The sequence below is a fragment of the Mesorhizobium carmichaelinearum genome, assembly GCF_900199455.1.
Taxonomy (GTDB): Bacteria; Pseudomonadota; Alphaproteobacteria; order Rhizobiales; family Rhizobiaceae; genus Mesorhizobium; species Mesorhizobium carmichaelinearum.
Genome location: NZ_FZQR01000004.1, coordinates 199,013 through 218,841, shown reverse-complemented (window position 1 = coordinate 218,841; position 19,829 = coordinate 199,013). Strand labels below are relative to the sequence as shown.

Here is a 19,829-nt window from a genome sequence, read left to right as displayed (position 1 = left end):
AGGCGACCACAGATGAGACAGGAAGACTGACTACTGCGAGAACTGCTTGAGATAGGCGATAACGTTGGCTACGTCCTGATCGTTCTTGAGGCCGGGAAACGTCATCTTGGTGCCTTTGACCATGGCCTTGGGATCGTGAAGGTAGGTCGTCAGCGTTGGCTCGTCCCATTTGACGCCGGATTTGCCTGCCGCAACCATGGCATCGGAATATTTAAAATCCGGATGCGTACCGGCCGTGCGGCCGATGACGCCGTGCAGCGATGGACCGATCTTGTTCTTGTCCTCGTTTGCAATGTGGCAGACTTGGCATTTGGTGAAGACCTTCTCACCAGCCGCGGCATCCTGTGCCCGCGACGGATGCGCGATGAAGATCGTAACGGAGACCGCAGCGAAAAACGCTATAGAGCGCATGGCATTTCCTCCCTGATCGCCATTTATGCTTCGAACGATCGCGCCCGGGCAGAATATCTCTCCCCGATGGAATTGCAGTACTTACATACCATGGAATCCAGGCGGCGGGTAGAAAAAGCCAAACATTGCGGAGGTTTAGTAACCAGACGCGCTCAGGGAGGAGCGGTCCGGCAGGTCCCGGCGATCTGCTCGACCGCTTCTTCAAGCCCGGCAAGGTCGAAATCCGCATGGCCACGGCCTGACAACAATCCGAACCGCCAGGAAAGCGACAGCCGGCTTGCGGGAACAAGACGCTTGATGCCGTCGGCGCCGTCGCGCACCAGCATTCTGCCGCGCGCCCCGACCGACCAACTCTCGTCGAACTTGCCGCCGCCGTCGACGGTAACCGACATGGTGATCTTGCGGCTGGCCGAAACCCCGTCATTCAATTGCAGCCATTCGATCCAGCGCGGTTCGCCGTCTGCCCTGCAGGCAATGGTCAAAACCGGGCTGTAGCTCAAGGCACCGCCACCCGTGATCAGTTTGTTGGTGCCATGAAGCGAGGCGGTAACGAGGCCATCATCGTCCGTGCTGAAGCGCCAGTCGCCGGCAAGCGCGTCGGCTTGCGCGAGATCACAGGCGAATGCCAGAACAAGCGCCAGGGCGACGGCACGCCCCGTTTCGAAGAATAGGCTCAACGCCCCCTCCAGGAACCATACGGTTTGCAGCAACAGCGCAGATAGTGATTAGCGCTTGGTTTAGCCAAGTGCCGCCTCCCGCGAAGCGAATCGGCTGTTGCAGTTTCGCAACGAAAAAGGCCACCTCAAGGGCGGCCTTCGTCGATTCCAGCAAGTACGAGAAACTTATTCGGCGTCCTTGGCTGCCTTTTTCTTCGGCGCGGCCTTCTTCTTCGGCTCTTCTGCCTCGTCGCCGGCCTCGCTCGCCTTGGCTTCAGCCTTCTTGGCTGCGGCCTTCTTCGCGGGCTTCGCCTTGGTCGTGGTTTCCGCTTCCTCGTCGTCGGCCATCAGCTCTTCCTTGCTGACCTTGACGTCGGTGACCGAAATCTGGCCGAGCAGGTGGTCGACCACCTTCTCCTCGAACATCGGCGCCCGCAGCGCGTTCAGCGCCTCGGGATTGTTGCGGTAGAACTCGAATGCTTCCTGCTGCTGGTTGGCCGGGAAGCGGCGAACCTGCTCGAACAGGCCGCGCTGCAATTCCTCGTCCGATACGGTGACACCGGCCTTCTCGCCGATCTCGGCCAGCACCAGGCCGAGGCGCACGCGGCGTTCGGCAAGACGCAGATATTCGGCGCGGGCTTCTTCTTCAGTCGTCTCTTCGTCGGCGAAGGTGCGGCCGGCGGCCTCCAGATCGCGATTGACCTGCGCCCAGATGTTGTTGAACTCGGCGTCGATGAGCTTCGACGGTGCCTCGAACGAATAGGCCGCATCGAGCTGGTCGAGCAGCTGGCGCTTGACCTTCTGCCGCGTCATCGAGCCGAACTGGTTCTCGATCTGGCCGCGCACGATCTCACGCAGGCGCTCCAGCGATTCCAGGCCAAGGTTCTTGGCGGTCTCGTCGTTGATTTCCAGTTCGCCCGGCTTCGACACTTCCTTGACGGTGACGTCGAAGGTGGCTTCCTTGCCGGCCAGATGTGCCGCCTGGTAGTTTTCCGGGAAGGTCACGGTGACCTGCTTCTCGTCGCCGGCCTTGGCGCCGATGAGCTGGTCCTCGAAGCCCGGAATGAACTCCTTGGAGCCCAGCACCAGCGGCTGGTCGGTGCCGGCGCCGCCGGCAAAGGCCTCGCCGTCGATCTTGCCGACATAGTCGATGCTGACGCGGTCGCCTTCGGCGGCCTTGCCGGTCTTCGGCTCGTAGCTGCGTGCCGATTCGGCGACGCGCTTGACCTGGTCGTCGATCTCGGCGTCCGGCACGTCGAACACCTGGCGCGTCACCTTGATGTCGGAGAAATCCTTGATCTCGATCGCCGGAATGATCTCGTAGTTGAGGCGGAACTCGAAGTCGGTGCCGCCGGCCAGGATCTTCTCGGCTTCCTTCTCGTCTTCGGTCATGATGACTTCGGGCTGCATGGCGGCTTTCTCGCCACGGCCCGTGATGATCGAACGGGTCGAATCGTTGAGGATCTCGTTGACCACTTCGGCCATGAACGACTTGCCATAGACCTTGCGCAGGTGCTGCACCGGCACCTTGCCCGGCCGGAAGCCGTTGATGCGAACCTTGTTGCGGGCGTCCGACAGCCGCGCCATCAGCTTGGCTTCCATGTCACCGGCCGGCACGGTGATCTTGATCTCGCGCTTGAGACCGGAGTTGAGCGTTTCGGTGACCTGCATCGTAAAACCTTTGTTTTCACCAATGAGACTGCCACGGCCTCTGCCGTTTACAGCCTGCCGGTATAATCTTGCCGGGAATGGCTTTTGGTACGGAACCTGGCGATTTGACCGAAATTACGGCTCAAACTCTCCCAAACTGCGTTCCAAAATGTGAATAAGTTCTTGTTTTTCCTACTTCTTATCACATTTTGTAGAAGCGGATCGTCGCGTCCCGTCACATTTGACACGCCTTTTGTCACAGGCGAGGCTAATTTTCAACAGTCTTCGCGCTTAGGCGAATAACCAACATTTCGGCCCTGACCCGACATCTTGTCTCCGACATTGACAGAATGATGGCTACATGGGATTGCCGGAGCGCTGCGGGTATGGCGGAACTGGTAGACGCACCAGATTTAGGTTCTGGCGAGAGATCGTGGGGGTTCGAGTCCCTCTACCCGCACCACCCTTCGCTCTGCGAGCTCCGGGTGGCAGGCCATCTGAAACCGTTAGCTTCTGATCGCCTCGTCAAATGACCGCTATCGCGTCGACCTCTATGAGGTAGCCTGGGGACATTATCGCCACCCCGACCACCACATTGGCTGGTTTGTGATCTCCAAACAGCGCAATCTGCGCTTCTTCAATGATCGGAACGTGTTCATCGCGCCTGTAATCGACAATGTAGATCGTGATCTTGCAAACGTGCTCAGGCCGTGCACCTGCCGCATTGAGCGCTCGGCCGAGATTGCCGAATGCCAGGCGGGCTTGCGCCGCAAAATCACCATGCCCAACGAGCTTGCCGTGTATGTCTTCGGGCTGCTGACCTGAGACGAACACCAGCTTGGATCCCGTCGCGACGACAACCTGCGTGTACATCTCCGGAACTGGCAGATCATCGGGGTTGATGAGTTCGAGCGGCACTGAACAATCTCCTGCTTCATTCGACTGAAATCGACATTGGCGATCACCGCGTCGCTGGCATGGCGATAGCGGCGGTACGCGCGGCGATCAGCGGCATGGCCCCGCGCAAACTCTTCCAAGGTCACGCGCCGGCGCCAGCGCCGATTGTGAGTATGCAGCCTAGTACAGCGGCTCCTCGAACAGCGTCTTGTCGCCGTCGACCAGCGCCTTGATCTGCGCGGTGCCGTCGCTGGCAAGCGCAAGCCGTATCCCGAACGGACGTACCCGCATGTCGTCCTGGATCGCCATCCCCTCGCCCTCCGGCAGGTAGAAGCGTTCGATGCCGTAGTCCGGCGCGATCGTCATCCCCTCGCTGCGCAGATCCCAGCCCGCCGCGACATGGCCGGCAATATCGGCCTCATCCGCGGCGGCCGGCGTCGGCGCCTTGCCGAACCAGGCGGTGGTCGGCGTCCAATAGCCATCGGCGCCCTTCTTCAGGCGGACGACGATCGAGGTGTCGTCGCTGGAGAACTTGCCGGCGGGGATGTTGGCGATCATCTTCACCGGAATGCGCGAAATGTCGTAGCCGAGGACGATATAGTCGCCGCGCAGCAGGTCGCGCGGATCGACGGGTTCGATCTTCAGCAGCACTTCCTTGCCGCTGCGCAGGATCGCCGCCCGCCCTGCAATGATCCAGCTCAGGAAGCCTATCTGGACGAGCGCCAATACCAGCGCCGAGACAACAAGCCTCTTTCCGGTCATCATGCGGTGGCTCCTCCGGTGGCCGGACCCTTCATGCGTTTTTCGACGCGGATGATGATGATGGCAAGGATGCCGAGCAGCACCGCGGCGGCAAGGAAGAAGCCGGCCGTGTCGAGCATCGACTGCAAGGTCACGACATAGATGATGGCGAGTTCGAAGGCGAAGCCGAGATAGGCAAGCCAGCGCAACCCGCGGCTTTCACGCCCTGCCAGGACGATCGCGGCGACGATGCCGGCGAGTGCTGCGACCGAGGCGATGGTGAAACCGCTGTTGTAGGTGCTTTCGTCGGCCAGTTCGAACTGGATGATGGCCAGGCCAGTGAGGAAGCCGAGCAGCGCGTGCAGGGGCAAGCGGCCGCCAAGCTGCACGATCCTGTCGACCGGTTCCGGTGCGAAGACAGAAGCCGCGAAAAGCGCGGCAGAGACAATGACCAGGGGGATCGCCACCGGCAGCGTCGCGTGATTCCCTGCCAGCAGCACGAGATAGAAGAGCAGCGACAGGACGATCAGGTGCCGCGCGGCCTGGCTGCGGGTCCAGAACGAGACGGCGAACAGCACGATCGCCATGACGACGAAGGCATGCGGAAACGCGCTGCGGCTGTAATAATCGAACCCTTTCAGGAACAGCCAGGCGTCGGCGATACCGACCGCTGCGACGTTCAGCGGGTTCGACCGCAGCGCGACCGCCGCCAACCCCGTCCCGGCGCCCCAGGTGACAAGCGCGGACGCCTCGTCGCCGGACAAATGGTACATCTGGCCGATCAGCGCGATCGAACCGCCGAAAGCAGCGGCAGCCACGATCCACAGCGCTTCGCCGATCGCCGCATGGTCGCGCGTCTTCAGCACCGCGCCGCCGACATAGCCGCCAAGGATGATGGCAAACAGAGCAGCCACCCGCGCCAGCCGCGGGATCGCTTCCCAGTTGGCGGCGACGAAGATCAGGATGGCCGCGCCAAACAGCAGGGCCGCCATCATCGCCAGGATCGAACCGAAGCTCAGTGATTTGCGCATATTGGCCTCGACGTCACGCGTCAGGGCGTCGGCTGTCGCGGCGTCGATCAGGCCTGTCTGCAGCCATCGCGCGATGTCGGCTCTGACCCGTGTCGAGTAGCCCGCCATGTCCTGCCTCCCCGCTAGGTCGTTTTTTCAGCCGAACCAGCCAAACCGTTGACGCCACGGCATTTTCCGATTCTGGCTTCTTTGTGTCAGGTCCGTGAAGGCGCGTTAATGTTGCATTGCACAATTTGCATTGCTGCCATGCAGCCATAGCGCTTTTAAATCGATATGAGCCCGCCTATTTATGGTTCGTACACAAACGGAATGATCCGCAAGAAAGACGAAACGAGAACTACCATGAACCTGATCCGCAACTACCGCAACTGGCGCCGCTACAGGGACACCGTGTCTGAGCTGAGCCGCCTGAGCAACCGTGAACTGACCGACCTCGGCATCAGCCGCAGCGACATTCCTTACGTCGCTCGCAAGGCGGTCTAATTCTTCGGACCGCAAATGGTCCGAACAAGTTTCTGAAAAGAGAACGACAATGAACCTGATCCGCAACTATCGTAACTGGCGCGTTTATCGCGAGACGGTTACCGAGCTGGGTCGCCTTTCGAACCGCCAGCTGCATGATCTCGGTATCGTCCGCGACGAAATCAAGATCATCGCCCGCCGGGCGATCTAACGGAATTTCGCTGGGGTCGACCTCCTCCCCGACTTCCAGCGAACGGTCAGCCCTTATCCTCCTCCCGAGGGTTGACCACCAAAACGGCGCCCGCCGCACCTCCTCCCGCGGCGGGCGCTGTTCCCCGGAGCAAAACGAATTTTGCTCCAAAGGGTTTCGCCCCTTTTCAAAACGCGAAAGAGATTTCGTCAAAGCCGACCTCCTCCCCGGCGATGACGAATAGGCCCGACCTTCACCTCCTCCCGAGGGTTGGCCAACCAAACGGCGCCCGCCGCACCTCCTCCCGCGGCGGGCGTTGTTTCCCCGGGGCAAAACGGATTTTGCTCCAAAAAGGGTTTTGCCCCTTTCCAAAGATAGCAAAAGAGATTTTGTCAAAGCCGACCTCCTCCCCGGCGATGACGAATACGGTCGATCTTCACCTCCTCCCGAGGATCGACCCCCAAAACGACACCCGCCGGACCTCCTCCCCCGGCGGGTGTTGTTGTATTCAGCGCCTGGTTTCGCCCTCCGCGGTTTGCCGCACCAAGCACGGCAATTGCAATCGCCGCCCCAAGCGATTATTCCGGCGCTCATGAGCAAAAATCCCATCCATATCATCGGCGGCGGTCTCGCCGGTTCCGAAGCCGCGTGGCAGGCAGCGCAAGCCGGTGTTCCCGTGGTGCTGCATGAAATGCGCCCGGTTCGCGGCACCGACGCGCACAAGACCGATGGCCTGGCCGAGCTGGTCTGTTCCAACTCCTTCCGCTCCGACGATGCCGAAAACAACGCAGTCGGCCTGCTGCACGCCGAAATGCGCTTGGCCGGCTCCTTGATCATGAGCGCCGGCGACGCCAACCAGGTGCCGGCCGGCGGTGCGCTGGCCGTCGACCGCGACGGTTTCTCCGACGCCGTGACAAAGAAGCTCGAAGCGCACCCGCTGATCACCATCCAGCGCGAGGAAGTGCCTGGCCTGCCGTCGGCGGACTGGGACCAGGCGATCGTCGCCACGGGGCCACTGACCGCGCCATCGCTTGCCCAGTCGATCGCCGAGGCGACCGGCGCCGATGCGCTTGCCTTCTTCGACGCCATCGCCCCGATCATACATTTCGACACGATCGACATGGACATTTGCTGGTTCCAGTCGCGCTATGACAAGGTCGGGCCCGGCGGCACCGGCAAGGACTACATCAACTGTCCGATGGACAAGGACCAGTACCTTGCCTTCGTGCAGGCACTGGTCGACGGCCAGAAGACCGAATTCAAGCAGTGGGAAGGCACGCCCTATTTCGACGGCTGCCTGCCGATCGAGATCATGGCCGAACGCGGCGTCGAGACGCTGCGCTACGGACCGATGAAGCCGATGGGCCTGACCAATTCGCACAATCCGACCGTCAAGGCCTATGCCGTCGTCCAGCTGCGCCAGGACAATGCGCTGGGCACGCTCTACAACATGGTCGGCTTCCAGACCAAGCTGAAGCACGCCGAACAGGTCCGTGTGTTCCGCACCATTCCAGGCCTGGAAAACGCCGATTTCGCCCGCCTCGGCGGCCTGCACCGCAACACCTACATCAATTCGCCAACCTTGCTCGACGCTTCGCTGCAGCTGAAGTCGCGCCCCGGCCTACGTTTCGCCGGCCAGATCACCGGTTGCGAAGGCTATGTCGAAAGCGCGGCCATCGGCCTGCTCGCCGGGCGCTTTGCCGCCGCCGAAAGGCTCGGCCAGGCGCCGTCCCTGCCGCCGCTCACCACGGCTTTCGGCGCGCTGCTCAACCATATCACCGGCGGCCACATTGTCTCCGACGACGAACCGGGCAAGCGCTCGTTCCAGCCGATGAACGTCAATTTTGGCCTGTTCCCGCCGGTGGAAGCGGTGAAGATCGAAGGCAAGCGCCTGCGCGGCAAGGACAAGACGGTCGCAAAACGGCACGCCATCACCTCGCGTGCGCTCCAGGATTGCCGCGAGTGGCTGGGTTTGCCGGCACAAGCGGCGCAAGCAGCGGAATAGCCGCGTGCCTGGATCCGGATTCCGCACGATCCCCCAGCTTCTGCCACCCGGCTGGCGGGAGAGTAAGGAACCGTTCGCTGGCGACTACGAGATATACTGGAGCATCTACATCCGCTGCAACAACAAGCGGAAGTTGCGCGAGATCCATATACCGGCGCTTGAAGCGCTGATCGGCCAGCCCCATGGAGGCAAGGGCTGGGTGCTTGAAAACGAAGACTACGACGAGGACCGCGATCGAAGCTTGCAAAGGATCGTTGCCCTGCAGCGCCTAGACGGCCCGTATAACGACCGATTCCTCGTTGATTTCATGAAGTCGCTTTATTCGCTGTCGCCCTACTGGACTATCCAAGCCCGGCTTGATCCGTCACATCCTCACGGTGTGTACGTCAACGCGCGATTTGAACGAGAGACAGCCCCGGAAGCCTCGGCAGTTGTCGATGCAATGGTCGAGCTGGAGGGCAGTTTCACGGACGCCATGGGTGGTGAATCCGGACGTTACCTCGGGACGGGTCAACGTATCGGCGGTGATTCCGCATCTGGCGGATCGTGATCCGTCAATGCAGTGGTCGAACTGAAGCCTACTTTCATCGGACTAGGGTCAATCTGGCCAGTATATGGGTTCGGGCCAACGCATCGGCGGTCAGCCCTGCCATAACGCTCCGATTGGAATCGACGACAAAGTAGGATAGTATCCTACCTGATGTCGCATGGGAGCCACCCTATGGAATCCGCCGAAAAACTGTCCGTCACCGTCACGCCGGCCATGGCGCGCATGATCCGCGAGAAAGTCGAGGACGGCTCCTTCGGTTCGGCGAGTGAAGTCATCCGCGCTGCGCTTCGCGCCTTCCAGCGCGAAGAGGAAGAGCATGCCGAGCGGATGGCATCGATCCGGGCGCGGGTGAAGGCGTCGATCGAGGATACGAGGCCTGCTGTTCCGCTCGACGAAGCGATCGACCGGGTAAAGAAGCGGATTTCGCAACTGGCGCAAGACCACGATGATCCAGCGCCTCGCCGTCGTTCTTAGCGAAAACGCAATCTCCGATCTCGAAACGATTGGCGCTTACATTCTTGAGAACAGCGGCAGCGAAAACATCGCGGACGGTTTTGTGGATCGGATCAAGGAGCGCTGCCAGAGCATCGGCAATGCGCCCCGGGGTGGCCGTCCCCGCGACGATATCGTGCCCGGATTGCGAACAGTTCCATTCGAGCATTCCGCCGTCATCACTTACATCGTCGACGGCGATGTCATCCGCATCGTCAACATCTTTTACGGCGGTCGCGACTATGAAGCGCTGATGCGCGATGGCGGTTCGAGCGACCCCTCTTAGCAGCCAAAACAACTATTCGGCCGGCTCGGCGCCCGCCATCGGCAGCCCCGGCTTGCCCGCTTCACTGGGATTTCGCCTGACATAGGCAGCCTTCAGGCTCTCCGAAGTTTCGCGCGAGCCGTCATGGCTCCAGCCCGGCGGCTTGATCAGGTAGTTCAGACGCTCGCCCAAAGTCAGTCCAGGCGAAAAGGCATCCCTGAACATGCCGATCCATTCGTGGAACGCCACTTTCAGCGGGTTGAAGGTGCCGAGATTCCTAACGATGCCGTAGCGTGGCCGGTCCTCCTCCAGTTCCGGGACGAATGTGCCGAACATGCGGTCCCAGATGATCAGCGTGCCGGCATAGTTGGCGTCGAGATAGCGCGGATTGGTGGCGTGGTGGACGCGGTGGTGCGAGGGCGTGTTGAAGATGAATTCGAACCAGCCCCACATCTTGCCGATGGTCTCGGTGTGGATCCAGAACTGCCAGACCAGGTTGAAGCCGAAGGTGAAGGCGATCACCGCCGGGTGAAAGCCAAGCAGCACCAGCGGCGCCTGCAGCACGAACATGAAGGTGAACAGACCCGTCCAGCTCTGCCTGAGCGCCGTCGACAGATTGTAGTGCTGGCTTGAATGATGGTTGACATGCTCGGCCCACACCCAGCGCACCCGGTGCGCGATGCGGTGATAGACGTAGTAGCGCAGATCATCGAGCAGGAAGGCGACCAGAAACACCCAGACCGATAGGCCGAGATTGAAGACGCGGAACTGCCACAGCCACAGCAGCGCCCAGTAGGAGACGACGCCAAGCAGCAGTCCGGCGACGACATTGCCGGTGCCCATCATCAGGCTGGTCAGCGTGTCGCGCGTCTCGAACGAGCCCTTGGCGCGGCCGGTCCGTACCAGCCAGAGTTCGATCAGGATGGCGGCGACGAAGAACGGAATGGCCAGCTGGGTGACCTGTGGAAAATCATAGCTGTCCATCACGCGGCCTCCCTGGCGGCATCTGAGTGGCGTGCTTGAAGGGCCTTCAGCACGGCCTGCGCGTCGCCGGCATTGGCGAAGCGGAAGCGGCCGCCCTTCCAGGTGAAGTCCCTCAGCCTGACCAGAATTGTGTTGGCCTCGTCAGCGCTGGACACTTTTGTGTCATCAGCCGTGACGATGCGCGTCAAAAAGCAGTCGCCAATGCTGTGAACAATGCCGATGCGCCCTCGCCCAAGGTCCAGGAATGCCGTCTTGGCGTCCACCGTCAGGCAGACTGTCGCGACCATCTCGTCAGGGTAGTCCTCGGCGAAGCGGCGCAACGCCTGATCCGGGCTGGGCAGCGTGGCCGTCTTGCTGCCACCGGTGAAATGGACCGCGGCAACCGACAGCGCAATGCCAAGGACGACGATCGCGACCAGAACAGGCAAGCTCATGGATTTCCTCCGGGCCGGCCTGTCGTCTTCGGCGACAGTTCCCGGCACGGCCGAATCCTTAGCATGATTGACGTTTACGTCAAAGTGCCGGCCAGCCCTTGCTCGCCCAACGCAACAGCAGCCAATGCCTGCGCAAGGCCGACAGCCGCACGACGCCGTCGAGCGGCGAATGGTGCGAGCCTTCCATCTTGTGGAGATAGGCGCGCGACAGCGCCAGCGGCAGGAATGCCGGACGCAACGATGCCGGTAGCGCGGCAGCGCCTTGCTCGAAAGCGGAAAGGTGTTCGCGCGACAGCGCCATCATCGCCGCCACCGCGCGCTGCGCACCCGGCCCGCCATCGCCGGCAACAAATTCCTCCGGCGACGACCCCGCCGCCGCCAGAATGTCGGCCGGGATAAAACACTGCCCGCGCTTGCGATGCAGCGGCAGCAGAAGCAAGAGGCCGGTCATGGCCTGCGCGCAGCCCGCCCTGCCGGCGAGTTCGGCGTAGCGGGGCGCCTCGACGGGATCGAGCATCATTGCCGCAAGCTGGATGAGCGCGGCCGCCGTCTCGCCGCAATAGCCTTCGAGGTCGGTGCGCGTGGGCATTGGATCGTCGTAGAGATCGAAGATGCGCGCTTCGAGCATGTTGTCGAAGGCCAATTTCGGCAGGTGATGGGCGGAAATTGTCGCCTTCAGCGCGTCGGCGACGGGATGGCCGATGACTGCATCCTCGTTGTCGGCGGCGACGAGGTCACGCCACCATTGCAGCCGCACCTCGCCCGGCAACGCTTCGTGGATGCGGTCGCGGATGCCCGCAACCTCCGCATTGAAAGCATAAAGCGAAAACAGCGCATCGCGCTTATCGGCGGGCGCATAAAGCGCCGTCAGATAGCGGTCATGGTCGGCGGCGCGCACCGCGTCCATGACGATTTTGGCATTTTCAGACATATCAATCGACGGCGATGAGCGCGGCAGCCACGGCGCGGTCTTCCGCCAGAAGGACATTGTAGGTCCGCACCGCGGCGCCCGTCGACATCGGGTCGGAGGCAATACCCGCCTCTTTCAACGCCGCCCGCAGCGCCGCCGGCAAAGGCCGCAAATCCTTGCCCATGCCGACCAGCAGGATCTCGACCTTGTCGGCCTCGGCCAGAAGTTTTTCGAAATCCGCCACCGTCAACGCCGAGGGATTGGCCGGCTCCCAGCCATAGATGCCTGTGGGCAGGCACAGCAGCGAGCCGCGATGCGACATGTCGGCAAAGCGGAAACCGCCATTACCATAGGCCTCGATCGGCGCGCGGCCGGGGAAATGCGCCTCGCGGATGACGATGCCTTTGCCGGTCACCACTTTGTCACCCCTTCGGGGTCGCGCGTCAGGTCGCGACCGCCTTGCCGCCGTTGACCGGCTTCTCCTCGTCGGCCGAAGCCTGCGGCCGCAGCTTGAACAGGATCAGCAGCGGTGCGGCGATAAAGATCGACGAGTAGGTACCGAACACAACGCCGAACAGCATCGCCATGGTGAAGGAGCGGATGACTTCGCCGCCGAACAGCACCAGTGCCAGCAAGGCCAGGATCGTCGTCACCGAGGTCAGCGTCGTTCGCGACAGCGTCTCGTTGATAGCGTTGTTCAACAGCTGCGGCAGCGGCATTCGCTTGTATTTTCGCAGATCCTCTCGGACGCGGTCATAGACCACGATCGTATCGTTCAGCGAATAGCCGATGATGGTCAGGATCGCCGCCAGCGACGATTGGTTGAACTCAAGCCCGGTGATGACGAAGAAACCGAGCGTCATGACCACATCGTGCACCGTCGCCACGATGGCGCCGACGGCGAACTGCCACTCGAAACGGAACCAGACATAGACCAGGATACCGATCAGCGCGACCAGCATGGCGATGGTGCCTTGCTTGGCGAGTTCTCCGGAAACCGTCGGTCCCACCACTTCGACGCGACGGAAATCATACTGGTCCTGCAGCTCGCCGCGCACCTTGTCGATAACCGTTTGCTCGGCATTCTCGCCGCCATCCTGCGTGCCGACGCGGATTAACACGTCGTTCGGCGCGCCGAACTGCTGCACCTGCACTTCGCCGATGTTGAGCTCCATCAACCGGCTGCGGATGTCGCCGAGATTGGCATCGCCGCTCTTGGCCTTCACCTCGATCATCGAACCGCCCTTGAAGTCGATGCCGTAATTGATGTCGACCGTCATGAACAGCACGACGGACAGCACCGACAGGAAGCTCGACAGCGCGAACGTCCAGCGGCGGATGCCCATGAAGGGGATCTTGGTGCCTGGCGGAATGAAGGTCACCGGCGCCTTCGGCAATTCCTTCGGGCGGGCGCGACGCAGCCAGATCGACACCAGCAGGCGCGTGAAGGTGAAAGCGGTGAAGACCGTGGTCAGGATGCCGATGGCGTAGGTGATGGCAAAGCCCTTCACCGGGCCGGTGCCGAGATAGAACAGCACCACGGTGGCGATCAGCGAGGTGACGTTGGAATCGACGATGGTGGCCAGCGCCTTCGAGAAGCCGGTGTCGATCGCCTGGATCACCGAGCGGCCTGCGCGTCGCTCTTCGCGGATACGCTCGTAGATCAGCACGTTGGAATCGACCGCCATGCCGATGGTCAGCACGATACCGGCAATACCCGGCAAGGTCAGCGTCGCCCCAAGCAGCGACAACAGTCCGACAATCATCGCCACGTGCACCGCCAGCGCGATGTTAGCGAGGAAACCGAGGAAGCCGTAGGCGACGAACATGAAGGCAACGACGAGGATCGAACCGATGATACCGGCAACCTTGCCGGCATGGATCGAATCCTGGCCAAGGCCCGGACCGACGGTTCGTTCCTCGATCACGGTCAGCTTCGCCGGCAACGCGCCGGCGCGCAACAGCACGGCCAGATCGTTGGCGCTTTCAGCGGTGAAACTGCCGGAAATCTGACCGGAGCCGCCAAGGATAGGTTCGCGAATTTGTGGCGCTGAAATCACCTGATTGTCGAGGATGATGGCGAAGCGCTTACCGACATTCGCCGCCGTCGCCTGACCGAAGCGTGTTGCTCCGCGCGAGTTGAAGGTAAACGACACCACCGGTTCGTTGGTTCGCGAATCAAAAGTTGCCGTCGCCTTGGCGAGATCCTCGCCCGAAACAAGCACGCGGTTCTCGATCAGGTAGGGAACCGGTGGATCGTCCTGCGAATAAAGGATCGATGAACCGCTTGGGGGGCGATTTTTCAACGCATCCTGCACCGGCATCGAATCGTCGACCATCTGGAAGGTCAACTTGGCGGTTTGGCCGATGATCTCCTTCAGCCGCTGCGGATCCTGCAGGCCGGGAACCTGAACCAGGACGCGATCGTCGCCCTGCCGCTGCACGATCGGCTCGGTGGTGCCGAGTTCGTTGACGCGGCGCTCGACGACTTCAATCGATTGCGCCAATGCAGACGAGGTACGGTATTTAACGCCGGCGTCGGTGGCTGTGAATTTGAGCACGCCCGGTTCGGAATCGTCGAGCGACATTTCCTGGATGGAGCCGCCGGTGAACAGGCCTGCAGCCACCGGATCGGTCAAAGTCTTCAACGCCTTCTTTGCGGCATCAATCTGAGCTGGGTCCGTTATGCGCACCTGCACGGTCCGGCCCGTGCCGGCAAGGCCGGTGTAGCCTACCTTTGCATCACGCAATAACGTCCGAATCTCGTCGCGTGTCGTCTCCAACTGCGCCTTGATCAGGTCGTTCTGGTCCATCTGGAGCAGGATGTGCGAGCCACCCTGCAGGTCGAGGCCAAGCGTCATCTGCCGCTTCGGCACCCAACTGGGCAACTGTGCCAATGTGCTTGCAGGGATGAGATTGGGCGCGGCGAGGACCACTGTGGCGGCCACAGCCAGCCAGATCAGGATCATCTTGAAGCGCGAAAAATACAGCATATGGCGTCGTCCGTCAGAGCGTGTCCGCGGATCGCTCCGCCTGGAATTGGATTACTTCTTGGCGTTCTGGTTGGCCACCGGTTCGCCCTTGACGCGCACATCGGCGATCGTCGAGCGCAGCGCCGTGACCTTGGTGCCACCGCCAAGGTCGATCTCGAGCTCGTTGTCGTCGATCACCTTCGTCACCTTGCCGACGAAACCGCCGCCGGTGACGACCGTGTCGCCGCGACGGACCGCCGCCAGCATCTCGCCGCGCTTCTTCAGCTGCGTGCGCTGCGGGCGGATGATCAGAAAATACATGATCACGAAAATCAGGACAAACGGCAAAATGCTGATGAGCATATCGGGAGAGGCGCCGCCGATGCCTTGGGCGTATGCCGGTGTCACGAACATCGAGGTACTCCTGAATTTTGAAAACAGCAGCCAACCGTCCTGCGGAGTTTGGCGGCCCCTTGAAATTTGGCCGGAATATAGTCGGTAAAGTTGTCAATGCAACTGCGCGGCCAGCCAAATCGGCTGCTTTTCCGGCTTGTCGGGCCGTGTTAGAGCATGACCGCGAAAAGCGCGGGCCGGTTTTCCGAAAAGATCACGCTCGAACAAACGGTTGGAGCCGGTTTCGAACCCGACGGAATCGAACGCCCCCACCTGCCCGCCCCAGGAAACGAACCAAAAAAGACCTGAAATGACCGACAGCAGCATCGACGCCCTCAACAAGAAACTTGACCGCCTGATCGAGGCGGTCAGCCGCCTCGCCCCGCCGCCGGTGCCTGAAACCGGCCTCGGCGAGGCCGACTGCTTCGTCTGGCAGGCGGATCCCGGCTACCTGGAGCCGGTGCGCAAGGTCAACCGCGTCGACATCGGCCTGATCCGCGGCGTAGACCGTGTCCGCGATATCCTCGTCGACAACACCGAGCGCTTCGCCGCCGGCTTTGCCGCCAACAACGTGCTGTTGTGGGGCGCGCGCGGCATGGGCAAATCGTCGCTGGTCAAAGCCGTGCATGCCGAGATCAATGCCAAGGCCAAATCCGACCTGCCGCTCAAGCTGATCGAAATCCACCGCGAAGACATCGACACGCTGCCGAAGCTGATGGGTCTGCTGAAGGCCGCGCCCTTCCGCGTCATCCTGTTTTGCGACGACCTGTCCTTCGATCATGACGACACCTCCTACAAGTCGCTGAAGGCGGCACTCGAAGGCGGCGTCGAGGGGCGCCCGGCCAACGTCATCTTCTACGCCACCTCCAACCGGCGCCACCTGCTGCCGCGCGACATGATCGACAATGAGCGCTCGACCGCTATCAACCCGTCCGAAGCGGTCGAGGAAAAGGTCTCGCTGTCCGATCGTTTCGGACTTTGGCTCGGCTTCCACAAATGTTCGCAGGACGAATATCTCGAGATGATCAACGGCTATGCCAGCCATCATGGCCTCGACATCGACCCCGAGCAGTTGCGCGCAGAAGCGCTGGAATGGGCGACGACGCGCGGCAGCCGCTCGGGCCGCGTCGCCTGGCAATTCACGCAGGATCTGGCCGGCCGGCTTGGCAAGCCGCTCAAGGATTGAGGTGTGTCACTTGGGCGGCCGCGCACGTCGCACGTCGCGCGGCGTTTGGCCGATCTCGCGGCGCATCCAATGCGCCAGATGTGACTGGTGTGCGAAGCCCGTCAATTCCGCGACCTCGCTTGTGCTGAGATCACCCTGCTGCAGCAGGACGCGCGCGCGTTCGACGCGGCGTCGCAACACGTAGCGATGCAGGGTGACGCCCGTCGCCACCTTGAACCATGTCCGCAAATGCGAGCTGCTCGCGCCGGCAACCCGGGCTAGTCGATCGATCGAGAGCGGCTCGTGCAGAGCGGCCTCAATGTGCTCCAGGACGCGCTTGAGCTGGGTATCCGACAAGCGGCTCGTTCGATCGATGTCTATATCATCGAGGCCGAGCAGCCTGACCGCGAGTGCGGCGCCAATGCTGTCGGCAAACAGAGAGCCGCTCGGCGCGCCTGCATCGAGATCGCTCTGCAGTGCGCGAGCAAGATGCTCGATGCGCTGGTCGCGAAGCAAATGGCGTGTGTCGAGCCGCGTTACCAGCGCCCTGCCGCCAAGTTCCGCCGCTACCCTTTCCATCAGCGCTGGCTGCAAGACAATCTCAACCGTGTCGAACGGGGTTTCAGCCTCGAAACCACCCTCCTCGCCAGCCGGCACCAGGTCGATATCGCCGGCGCGCCTGACGAAATAGCGCCCAACCTGATTGCAGTAAGAGCGTGTCGCCGCGCTTGCATGCACCATGACGCGGTGGTGCGGCGCCCGTGGCAGACGATGGACACCTGCCTCAATGTGCCGGGAAACCATTGTCACCTTGGACAGAGATCGGGCCGGAGCGGATTGCAGAAGCATGCTCTCTCGATTCATGGCGAAACCTGTTCAAGATTTGGCAATTCCCGCGCGATTTTCAATGCCGCGAGCCTGTACGCACGCCTCTCCATCAAACTTGGAAGAGAGGTTGCCATGAGTTTCTATGTTGTTGTCGGTGCAGGCCCGGTTGGTCGCGAGACCGCGCGCCTTCTTGGTGAGGAAGGACATGATGTCGTTCTCACCAGCCGAAGCATCGGTTCGAACGCGTTGCCGAACGTGCGGACAATGCAGGCCGATGCCACGAATGCCTCGGACCTGTCGCGTATCTGCCGAGGCGCCGATGCCATCTTCATGTGCGCCATGGCCACATATCATCGGTGGCCGACCGACTTTTTCCCCATCATCGACGGCACCGTGCGCGCGGCCGAAGCGGTCGGCGCGAAGCTCATCGTGCTCGGAAACCTCTATGGCTATGGGGAAAATGCCGATAGCCCGCTTCGCTCCGACCTGCCTCTGGACCCGACTTCGAGGAAGGGAACCGCCAGGACGATCATGTGGCAGCGGGCGGTTCGTGCCAGTGTGCCGGCGATCGAAATACGCTCCAGCGACTATCTCGGACTTGGCGCGATCAGCTACTTCTCCCTGATCGCGCTGCCTTCCATCGTCGAGGGCAAGCCTACTGCCTTCATTGGAAACCTCGACGCAAACCACGCCTGGACCTTCACCAGGGACGTCGCGAGCACACTGGTCGCGGCCTCCCGCTACAAGGGCGAATGGGACCGGGCATTTCACGTTCCCTCGCAATACGCCTCACCCCGGGAACTCATCCAGAAAACCGCGGCGATGCTCGCACGAGAGGTCTTGGAAATACGTTCCTATTCCGTCGCCGAGATGGAAGCCATGGGCATGCATGAGGCTGTCGAGATGAGCTACCTCTTCGATAGCCCCTTCCTGGTTGATGCCTCCGACACCGAGGCGCTTCTGGGCGTCAAGGCCAGCAGCCTCGAGGACATGATCGCCGACACGCTCCGCGATCATCTGTGAACCAGCGGGCGGGCTTTTGCACAAACTGAAAAAGCCCGCTCCTTGCGGAACGGGCTGAGCCGGCGGGCCGGACTGGAGGTCAGACGGCCCGCAAATCGCTTTTTTTGTTCTATTCGAGATAGGTCGAGGGATCGACCGGCGCCGAGTTCTTGCGCACTTCGAAGTGCAGCTTCGGCGAGTCCGTCGTGCCGCTCATCCCCGACAGTGCGATTTCCTGGCCGCGCTTGACCTTCTGGCCGCGCTGCACCTCGATCGAGCTGGCATGGCCATAGACGGTGACCAAGCCGTTCTCGTGGCGCACCAGCACCGTGTTGCCGAATTCCTTGAGCCCGTCGCCGGCGTAGATGACGACGCCGTTCTCGGCCGCCTTGATCGGCGTGCCCGAGGGCACGGCAATATCGACGCCGTCCTTGCCGGATCCGAAACCGGAGATCACCCGGCCGCGCACCGGCCAGCGCATCTTGCCGATACCCGTGGCATCGGGCGCCACAGCGTCCTCGTCCTCGGCCTGCTGGATGACCTTCGCGTCCTTCTTCGGCGGCGTGTAGGACGCCAGCGTTTCCGACGGCGTGGTCTTTGCCGGAGGCTGCGTGGTTGCCGTGGTCACCGGGTCGACCTTCGCCGGCTTGGCGCTGGCGACCGTCACGGTTCCGCCGGCGGGCACCTTCAGGGTCTGGCCGATCTTGAGCAAGCCGTCCTTCATGCCGTTGGCCTGCTTCAGCGCAACGACGCCGACGCCGGTCTTCCTGGCGATCGAGGACATCGTGTCACCCGACTGGACCGTATAGGTGCCAGCGGCGCCGGTTGCCTTGGCGACCTGCGCGGGCTTGGGCTCCTTAGGCTGGCTTGCGGCGGCCGAAGCGTCGACCTGGGCGGCAGCCTTGCCTTCTTTAAGCTTCGGCTGCTGCGGCAAGACGGCGACCTTGTCGGGCGCGGTGGCCGGCAAATCGTGCTTGCCGTCCTTCGCCGGCTTGGCGTCGGCGACCTTCGGCTCGGCTTTGCTCGAATAGGCATAGGCCGGAATGACGATCTTCTGACCGGTCTTCAGCCCCTTGGTCGGGCTCAGGCCGTTCACCTTCATGATGACATCGGCCGGCACCTTGTAATGCGCTGCCAGACCGGAAATGGTCTCGCCGTCCCTGACGACGATTTCGGTCGCGTGCGGCCTGCCCGCCTCTGCCATCTTCGGCGCATCGGGCTGGGCATTCTTGAACGGCTTGGCGGCCGGCTCGACAGTGCCGGTTGTCGTCCCGTCGACATGCGGAGCCGGCCGAACCATGGCCGGCGCCGATGCGACACGCACCGGATTGGCGGCAGGCGCCAGCGCCGGCGCGGGTTGCGCCTGCGCTGAAGCGGGCGGCGGCAACGGGCGGCTCGAAACCGGCTCGAGGCTGGAGCGGCTGACCGACTGGGTGTGGCTGCCATCGAGCGGGGCCGCCGAGACATCGCCCGGATAAGGCTGCACGGCATCCTGCTTGTTGATGATGGCGCGCTGATTGTTGGTCGAGGAAGTGAAGACATCGTCGACACTGTTGAACCGCGAAGCCTGGGAACTGCACCCGGCGGCAGCACCCGCAATCATGAGAACAGCGCAGCCCCGCGCCAGATTGCGACTGTTTGTCTTCAAAACACTGAGTTGCATCGCACTAACCCGCACAAACTCTCACCAACTGAGACAGGATTAAAGCGCGTTAATGTTACTGGGCGGTTAACCCATTAGAATCCGACGAAAATTTTCTTAAAACATTTTGGGGATGGCTGGCGGCACGG

Annotated in this window: 23 protein-coding genes and 1 tRNA gene; 9 read left to right on the top strand and 15 right to left on the bottom strand. The window is 61.9% G+C overall.

The window, feature by feature from the left end:
• Window positions 1-30: 30 nt before the first annotated feature.
• The 3 genes from CKW40_RS10945 to tig form a co-directional block, all read right to left on the bottom strand.
• Window positions 31-411, bottom strand: a complete 381-nt coding sequence (locus tag CKW40_RS10945) for a c-type cytochrome (RefSeq protein ID WP_095199922.1) — start codon at window positions 409-411, stop codon at window positions 31-33.
• A gap of 152 nt (window positions 412-563) precedes the next feature.
• Window positions 564-1,088 carry a hypothetical protein gene (locus CKW40_RS10940; protein WP_095199921.1) on the bottom strand — a complete coding sequence of 175 codons (525 nt, stop codon included), beginning with the start codon at window positions 1,086-1,088 and terminating at the stop codon, window positions 564-566.
• A gap of 165 nt (window positions 1,089-1,253) precedes the next feature.
• Window positions 1,254-2,738, bottom strand: coding sequence for a trigger factor (gene tig / locus CKW40_RS10935; RefSeq protein WP_095199920.1), 1,485 nt, complete (start codon window positions 2,736-2,738; stop codon window positions 1,254-1,256).
• Between the two features lie 359 nt (window positions 2,739-3,097).
• Between tig and CKW40_RS10930 the strand changes: the two genes are divergently transcribed.
• Window positions 3,098-3,180, top strand: a tRNA-Leu gene (locus CKW40_RS10930).
• A gap of 62 nt (window positions 3,181-3,242) precedes the next feature.
• On the opposite strand, the gene CKW40_RS10925 is transcribed toward CKW40_RS10930, so the two are convergent.
• From CKW40_RS10925 to CKW40_RS10915, 3 genes are all read right to left on the bottom strand, one after another.
• Window positions 3,243-3,635: a RidA family protein gene (locus CKW40_RS10925; protein ID WP_095199919.1), complete on the bottom strand. Its 393-nt coding sequence runs from the start codon at window positions 3,633-3,635 to the stop codon at window positions 3,243-3,245.
• Window positions 3,636-3,794: 159 nt separating this feature from the next.
• Window positions 3,795-4,379 carry a GDYXXLXY domain-containing protein gene (locus tag CKW40_RS10920; RefSeq protein ID WP_095199918.1) on the bottom strand — a complete coding sequence of 195 codons (585 nt, stop codon included), beginning with the start codon at window positions 4,377-4,379 and terminating at the stop codon, window positions 3,795-3,797.
• Entirely contained in the window at window positions 4,376-5,494 is a 1,119-nt protein-coding gene (locus CKW40_RS10915) for a DUF2157 domain-containing protein (RefSeq protein ID WP_095199917.1), read from the bottom strand. The genes CKW40_RS10920 and CKW40_RS10915 overlap by 4 nt, the downstream gene beginning before the upstream one ends.
• Before the next feature lie 234 nt (window positions 5,495-5,728).
• Between CKW40_RS10915 and CKW40_RS10910 the strand changes: the two genes are divergently transcribed.
• The 6 genes from CKW40_RS10910 to CKW40_RS10885 all read left to right on the top strand — a co-directional run bounded on the left by CKW40_RS10910 (window position 5,729) and on the right by CKW40_RS10885 (window position 9,371).
• A complete protein-coding gene (locus tag CKW40_RS10910; RefSeq protein WP_013531315.1) occupies window positions 5,729-5,869 on the top strand; it encodes a DUF1127 domain-containing protein in 141 nt (46 codons plus the stop codon).
• 49 nt (window positions 5,870-5,918) lie between these two features.
• On the top strand, window positions 5,919-6,059 hold the full coding sequence (locus tag CKW40_RS10905; RefSeq protein ID WP_019858543.1) for a DUF1127 domain-containing protein: 141 nt from the start codon (window positions 5,919-5,921) through the stop codon (window positions 6,057-6,059).
• A gap of 571 nt (window positions 6,060-6,630) precedes the next feature.
• Window positions 6,631-8,043, top strand: coding sequence for a methylenetetrahydrofolate--tRNA-(uracil(54)-C(5))-methyltransferase (FADH(2)-oxidizing) TrmFO (gene trmFO / locus CKW40_RS10900; protein ID WP_095199916.1), 1,413 nt, complete (start codon window positions 6,631-6,633; stop codon window positions 8,041-8,043).
• A 4-nt stretch (window positions 8,044-8,047) separates the two neighbouring features.
• Window positions 8,048-8,593 carry a hypothetical protein gene (locus tag CKW40_RS10895; protein WP_179297922.1) on the top strand — a complete coding sequence of 182 codons (546 nt, stop codon included), beginning with the start codon at window positions 8,048-8,050 and terminating at the stop codon, window positions 8,591-8,593.
• 171 nt (window positions 8,594-8,764) lie between these two features.
• On the top strand, window positions 8,765-9,067 hold the full coding sequence (locus CKW40_RS10890; protein ID WP_179297921.1) for a type II toxin-antitoxin system ParD family antitoxin: 303 nt from the start codon (window positions 8,765-8,767) through the stop codon (window positions 9,065-9,067).
• On the top strand, window positions 9,039-9,371 hold the full coding sequence (locus CKW40_RS10885; RefSeq protein WP_095199914.1) for a type II toxin-antitoxin system RelE/ParE family toxin: 333 nt from the start codon (window positions 9,039-9,041) through the stop codon (window positions 9,369-9,371). Before CKW40_RS10890 ends, CKW40_RS10885 begins: the two co-directional genes overlap by 29 nt.
• Before the next feature lie 12 nt (window positions 9,372-9,383).
• Here the strand turns inward: CKW40_RS10885 and CKW40_RS10880 are convergent, their stop codons facing one another.
• The 7 genes from CKW40_RS10880 to CKW40_RS10850 form a co-directional block, all read right to left on the bottom strand.
• Complete coding sequence (locus CKW40_RS10880; RefSeq protein WP_179297920.1) at window positions 9,384-10,334, bottom strand: sterol desaturase family protein; 951 nt, start codon at window positions 10,332-10,334, stop codon at window positions 9,384-9,386.
• Entirely contained in the window at window positions 10,334-10,768 is a 435-nt protein-coding gene (locus CKW40_RS10875; RefSeq protein WP_095199912.1) for a hypothetical protein, read from the bottom strand. The genes CKW40_RS10880 and CKW40_RS10875 overlap by 1 nt, the downstream gene beginning before the upstream one ends.
• A gap of 79 nt (window positions 10,769-10,847) precedes the next feature.
• Complete coding sequence (locus CKW40_RS10870; RefSeq protein ID WP_179297919.1) at window positions 10,848-11,699, bottom strand: phytoene/squalene synthase family protein; 852 nt, start codon at window positions 11,697-11,699, stop codon at window positions 10,848-10,850.
• A gap of 1 nt (window position 11,700) precedes the next feature.
• Complete coding sequence (locus CKW40_RS10865) at window positions 11,701-12,096, bottom strand: Mth938-like domain-containing protein (protein WP_179297918.1); 396 nt, start codon at window positions 12,094-12,096, stop codon at window positions 11,701-11,703.
• Window positions 12,097-12,121: 25 nt separating this feature from the next.
• Entirely contained in the window at window positions 12,122-14,671 is a 2,550-nt protein-coding gene (secDF, locus tag CKW40_RS10860; RefSeq protein ID WP_095199911.1) for a protein translocase subunit SecDF, read from the bottom strand.
• A gap of 51 nt (window positions 14,672-14,722) precedes the next feature.
• A complete protein-coding gene (gene yajC, locus CKW40_RS10855) occupies window positions 14,723-15,064 on the bottom strand; it encodes a preprotein translocase subunit YajC (protein WP_027043763.1) in 342 nt (113 codons plus the stop codon).
• A 93-nt stretch (window positions 15,065-15,157) separates the two neighbouring features.
• Window positions 15,158-15,370, bottom strand: coding sequence for a hypothetical protein (locus tag CKW40_RS10850; protein ID WP_095199910.1), 213 nt, complete (start codon window positions 15,368-15,370; stop codon window positions 15,158-15,160).
• Between CKW40_RS10850 and CKW40_RS10845 the strand changes: the two genes are divergently transcribed.
• The gene (locus CKW40_RS10845; RefSeq protein ID WP_095199909.1) at window positions 15,354-16,229 is read left to right on the top strand and encodes an ATP-binding protein; all 876 of its coding nucleotides are present in this window, start codon (window positions 15,354-15,356) and stop codon (window positions 16,227-16,229) included. The genes CKW40_RS10850 and CKW40_RS10845 overlap by 17 nt on opposite strands.
• Before the next feature lie 6 nt (window positions 16,230-16,235).
• Here CKW40_RS10845 and CKW40_RS10840 read toward each other — a convergent pair whose 3' ends face one another.
• Window positions 16,236-17,072 (bottom strand): AraC family transcriptional regulator, encoded by an 837-nt coding sequence (locus CKW40_RS10840; RefSeq protein WP_179297917.1) that lies wholly within the window; start codon window positions 17,070-17,072, stop codon window positions 16,236-16,238.
• Between CKW40_RS10840 and CKW40_RS10835 the strand changes: the two genes are divergently transcribed.
• Entirely contained in the window at window positions 16,980-18,059 is a 1,080-nt protein-coding gene (locus CKW40_RS10835; protein WP_342202926.1) for an NAD-dependent epimerase/dehydratase family protein, read from the top strand. The genes CKW40_RS10840 and CKW40_RS10835 overlap by 93 nt on opposite strands.
• Window positions 18,060-18,168: 109 nt before the next feature.
• Here the strand turns inward: CKW40_RS10835 and CKW40_RS10830 are convergent, their stop codons facing one another.
• Window positions 18,169-19,701 (bottom strand): peptidoglycan DD-metalloendopeptidase family protein, encoded by a 1,533-nt coding sequence (locus CKW40_RS10830; RefSeq protein WP_095199907.1) that lies wholly within the window; start codon window positions 19,699-19,701, stop codon window positions 18,169-18,171.
• Window positions 19,702-19,829: the final 128 nt, after the last annotated feature.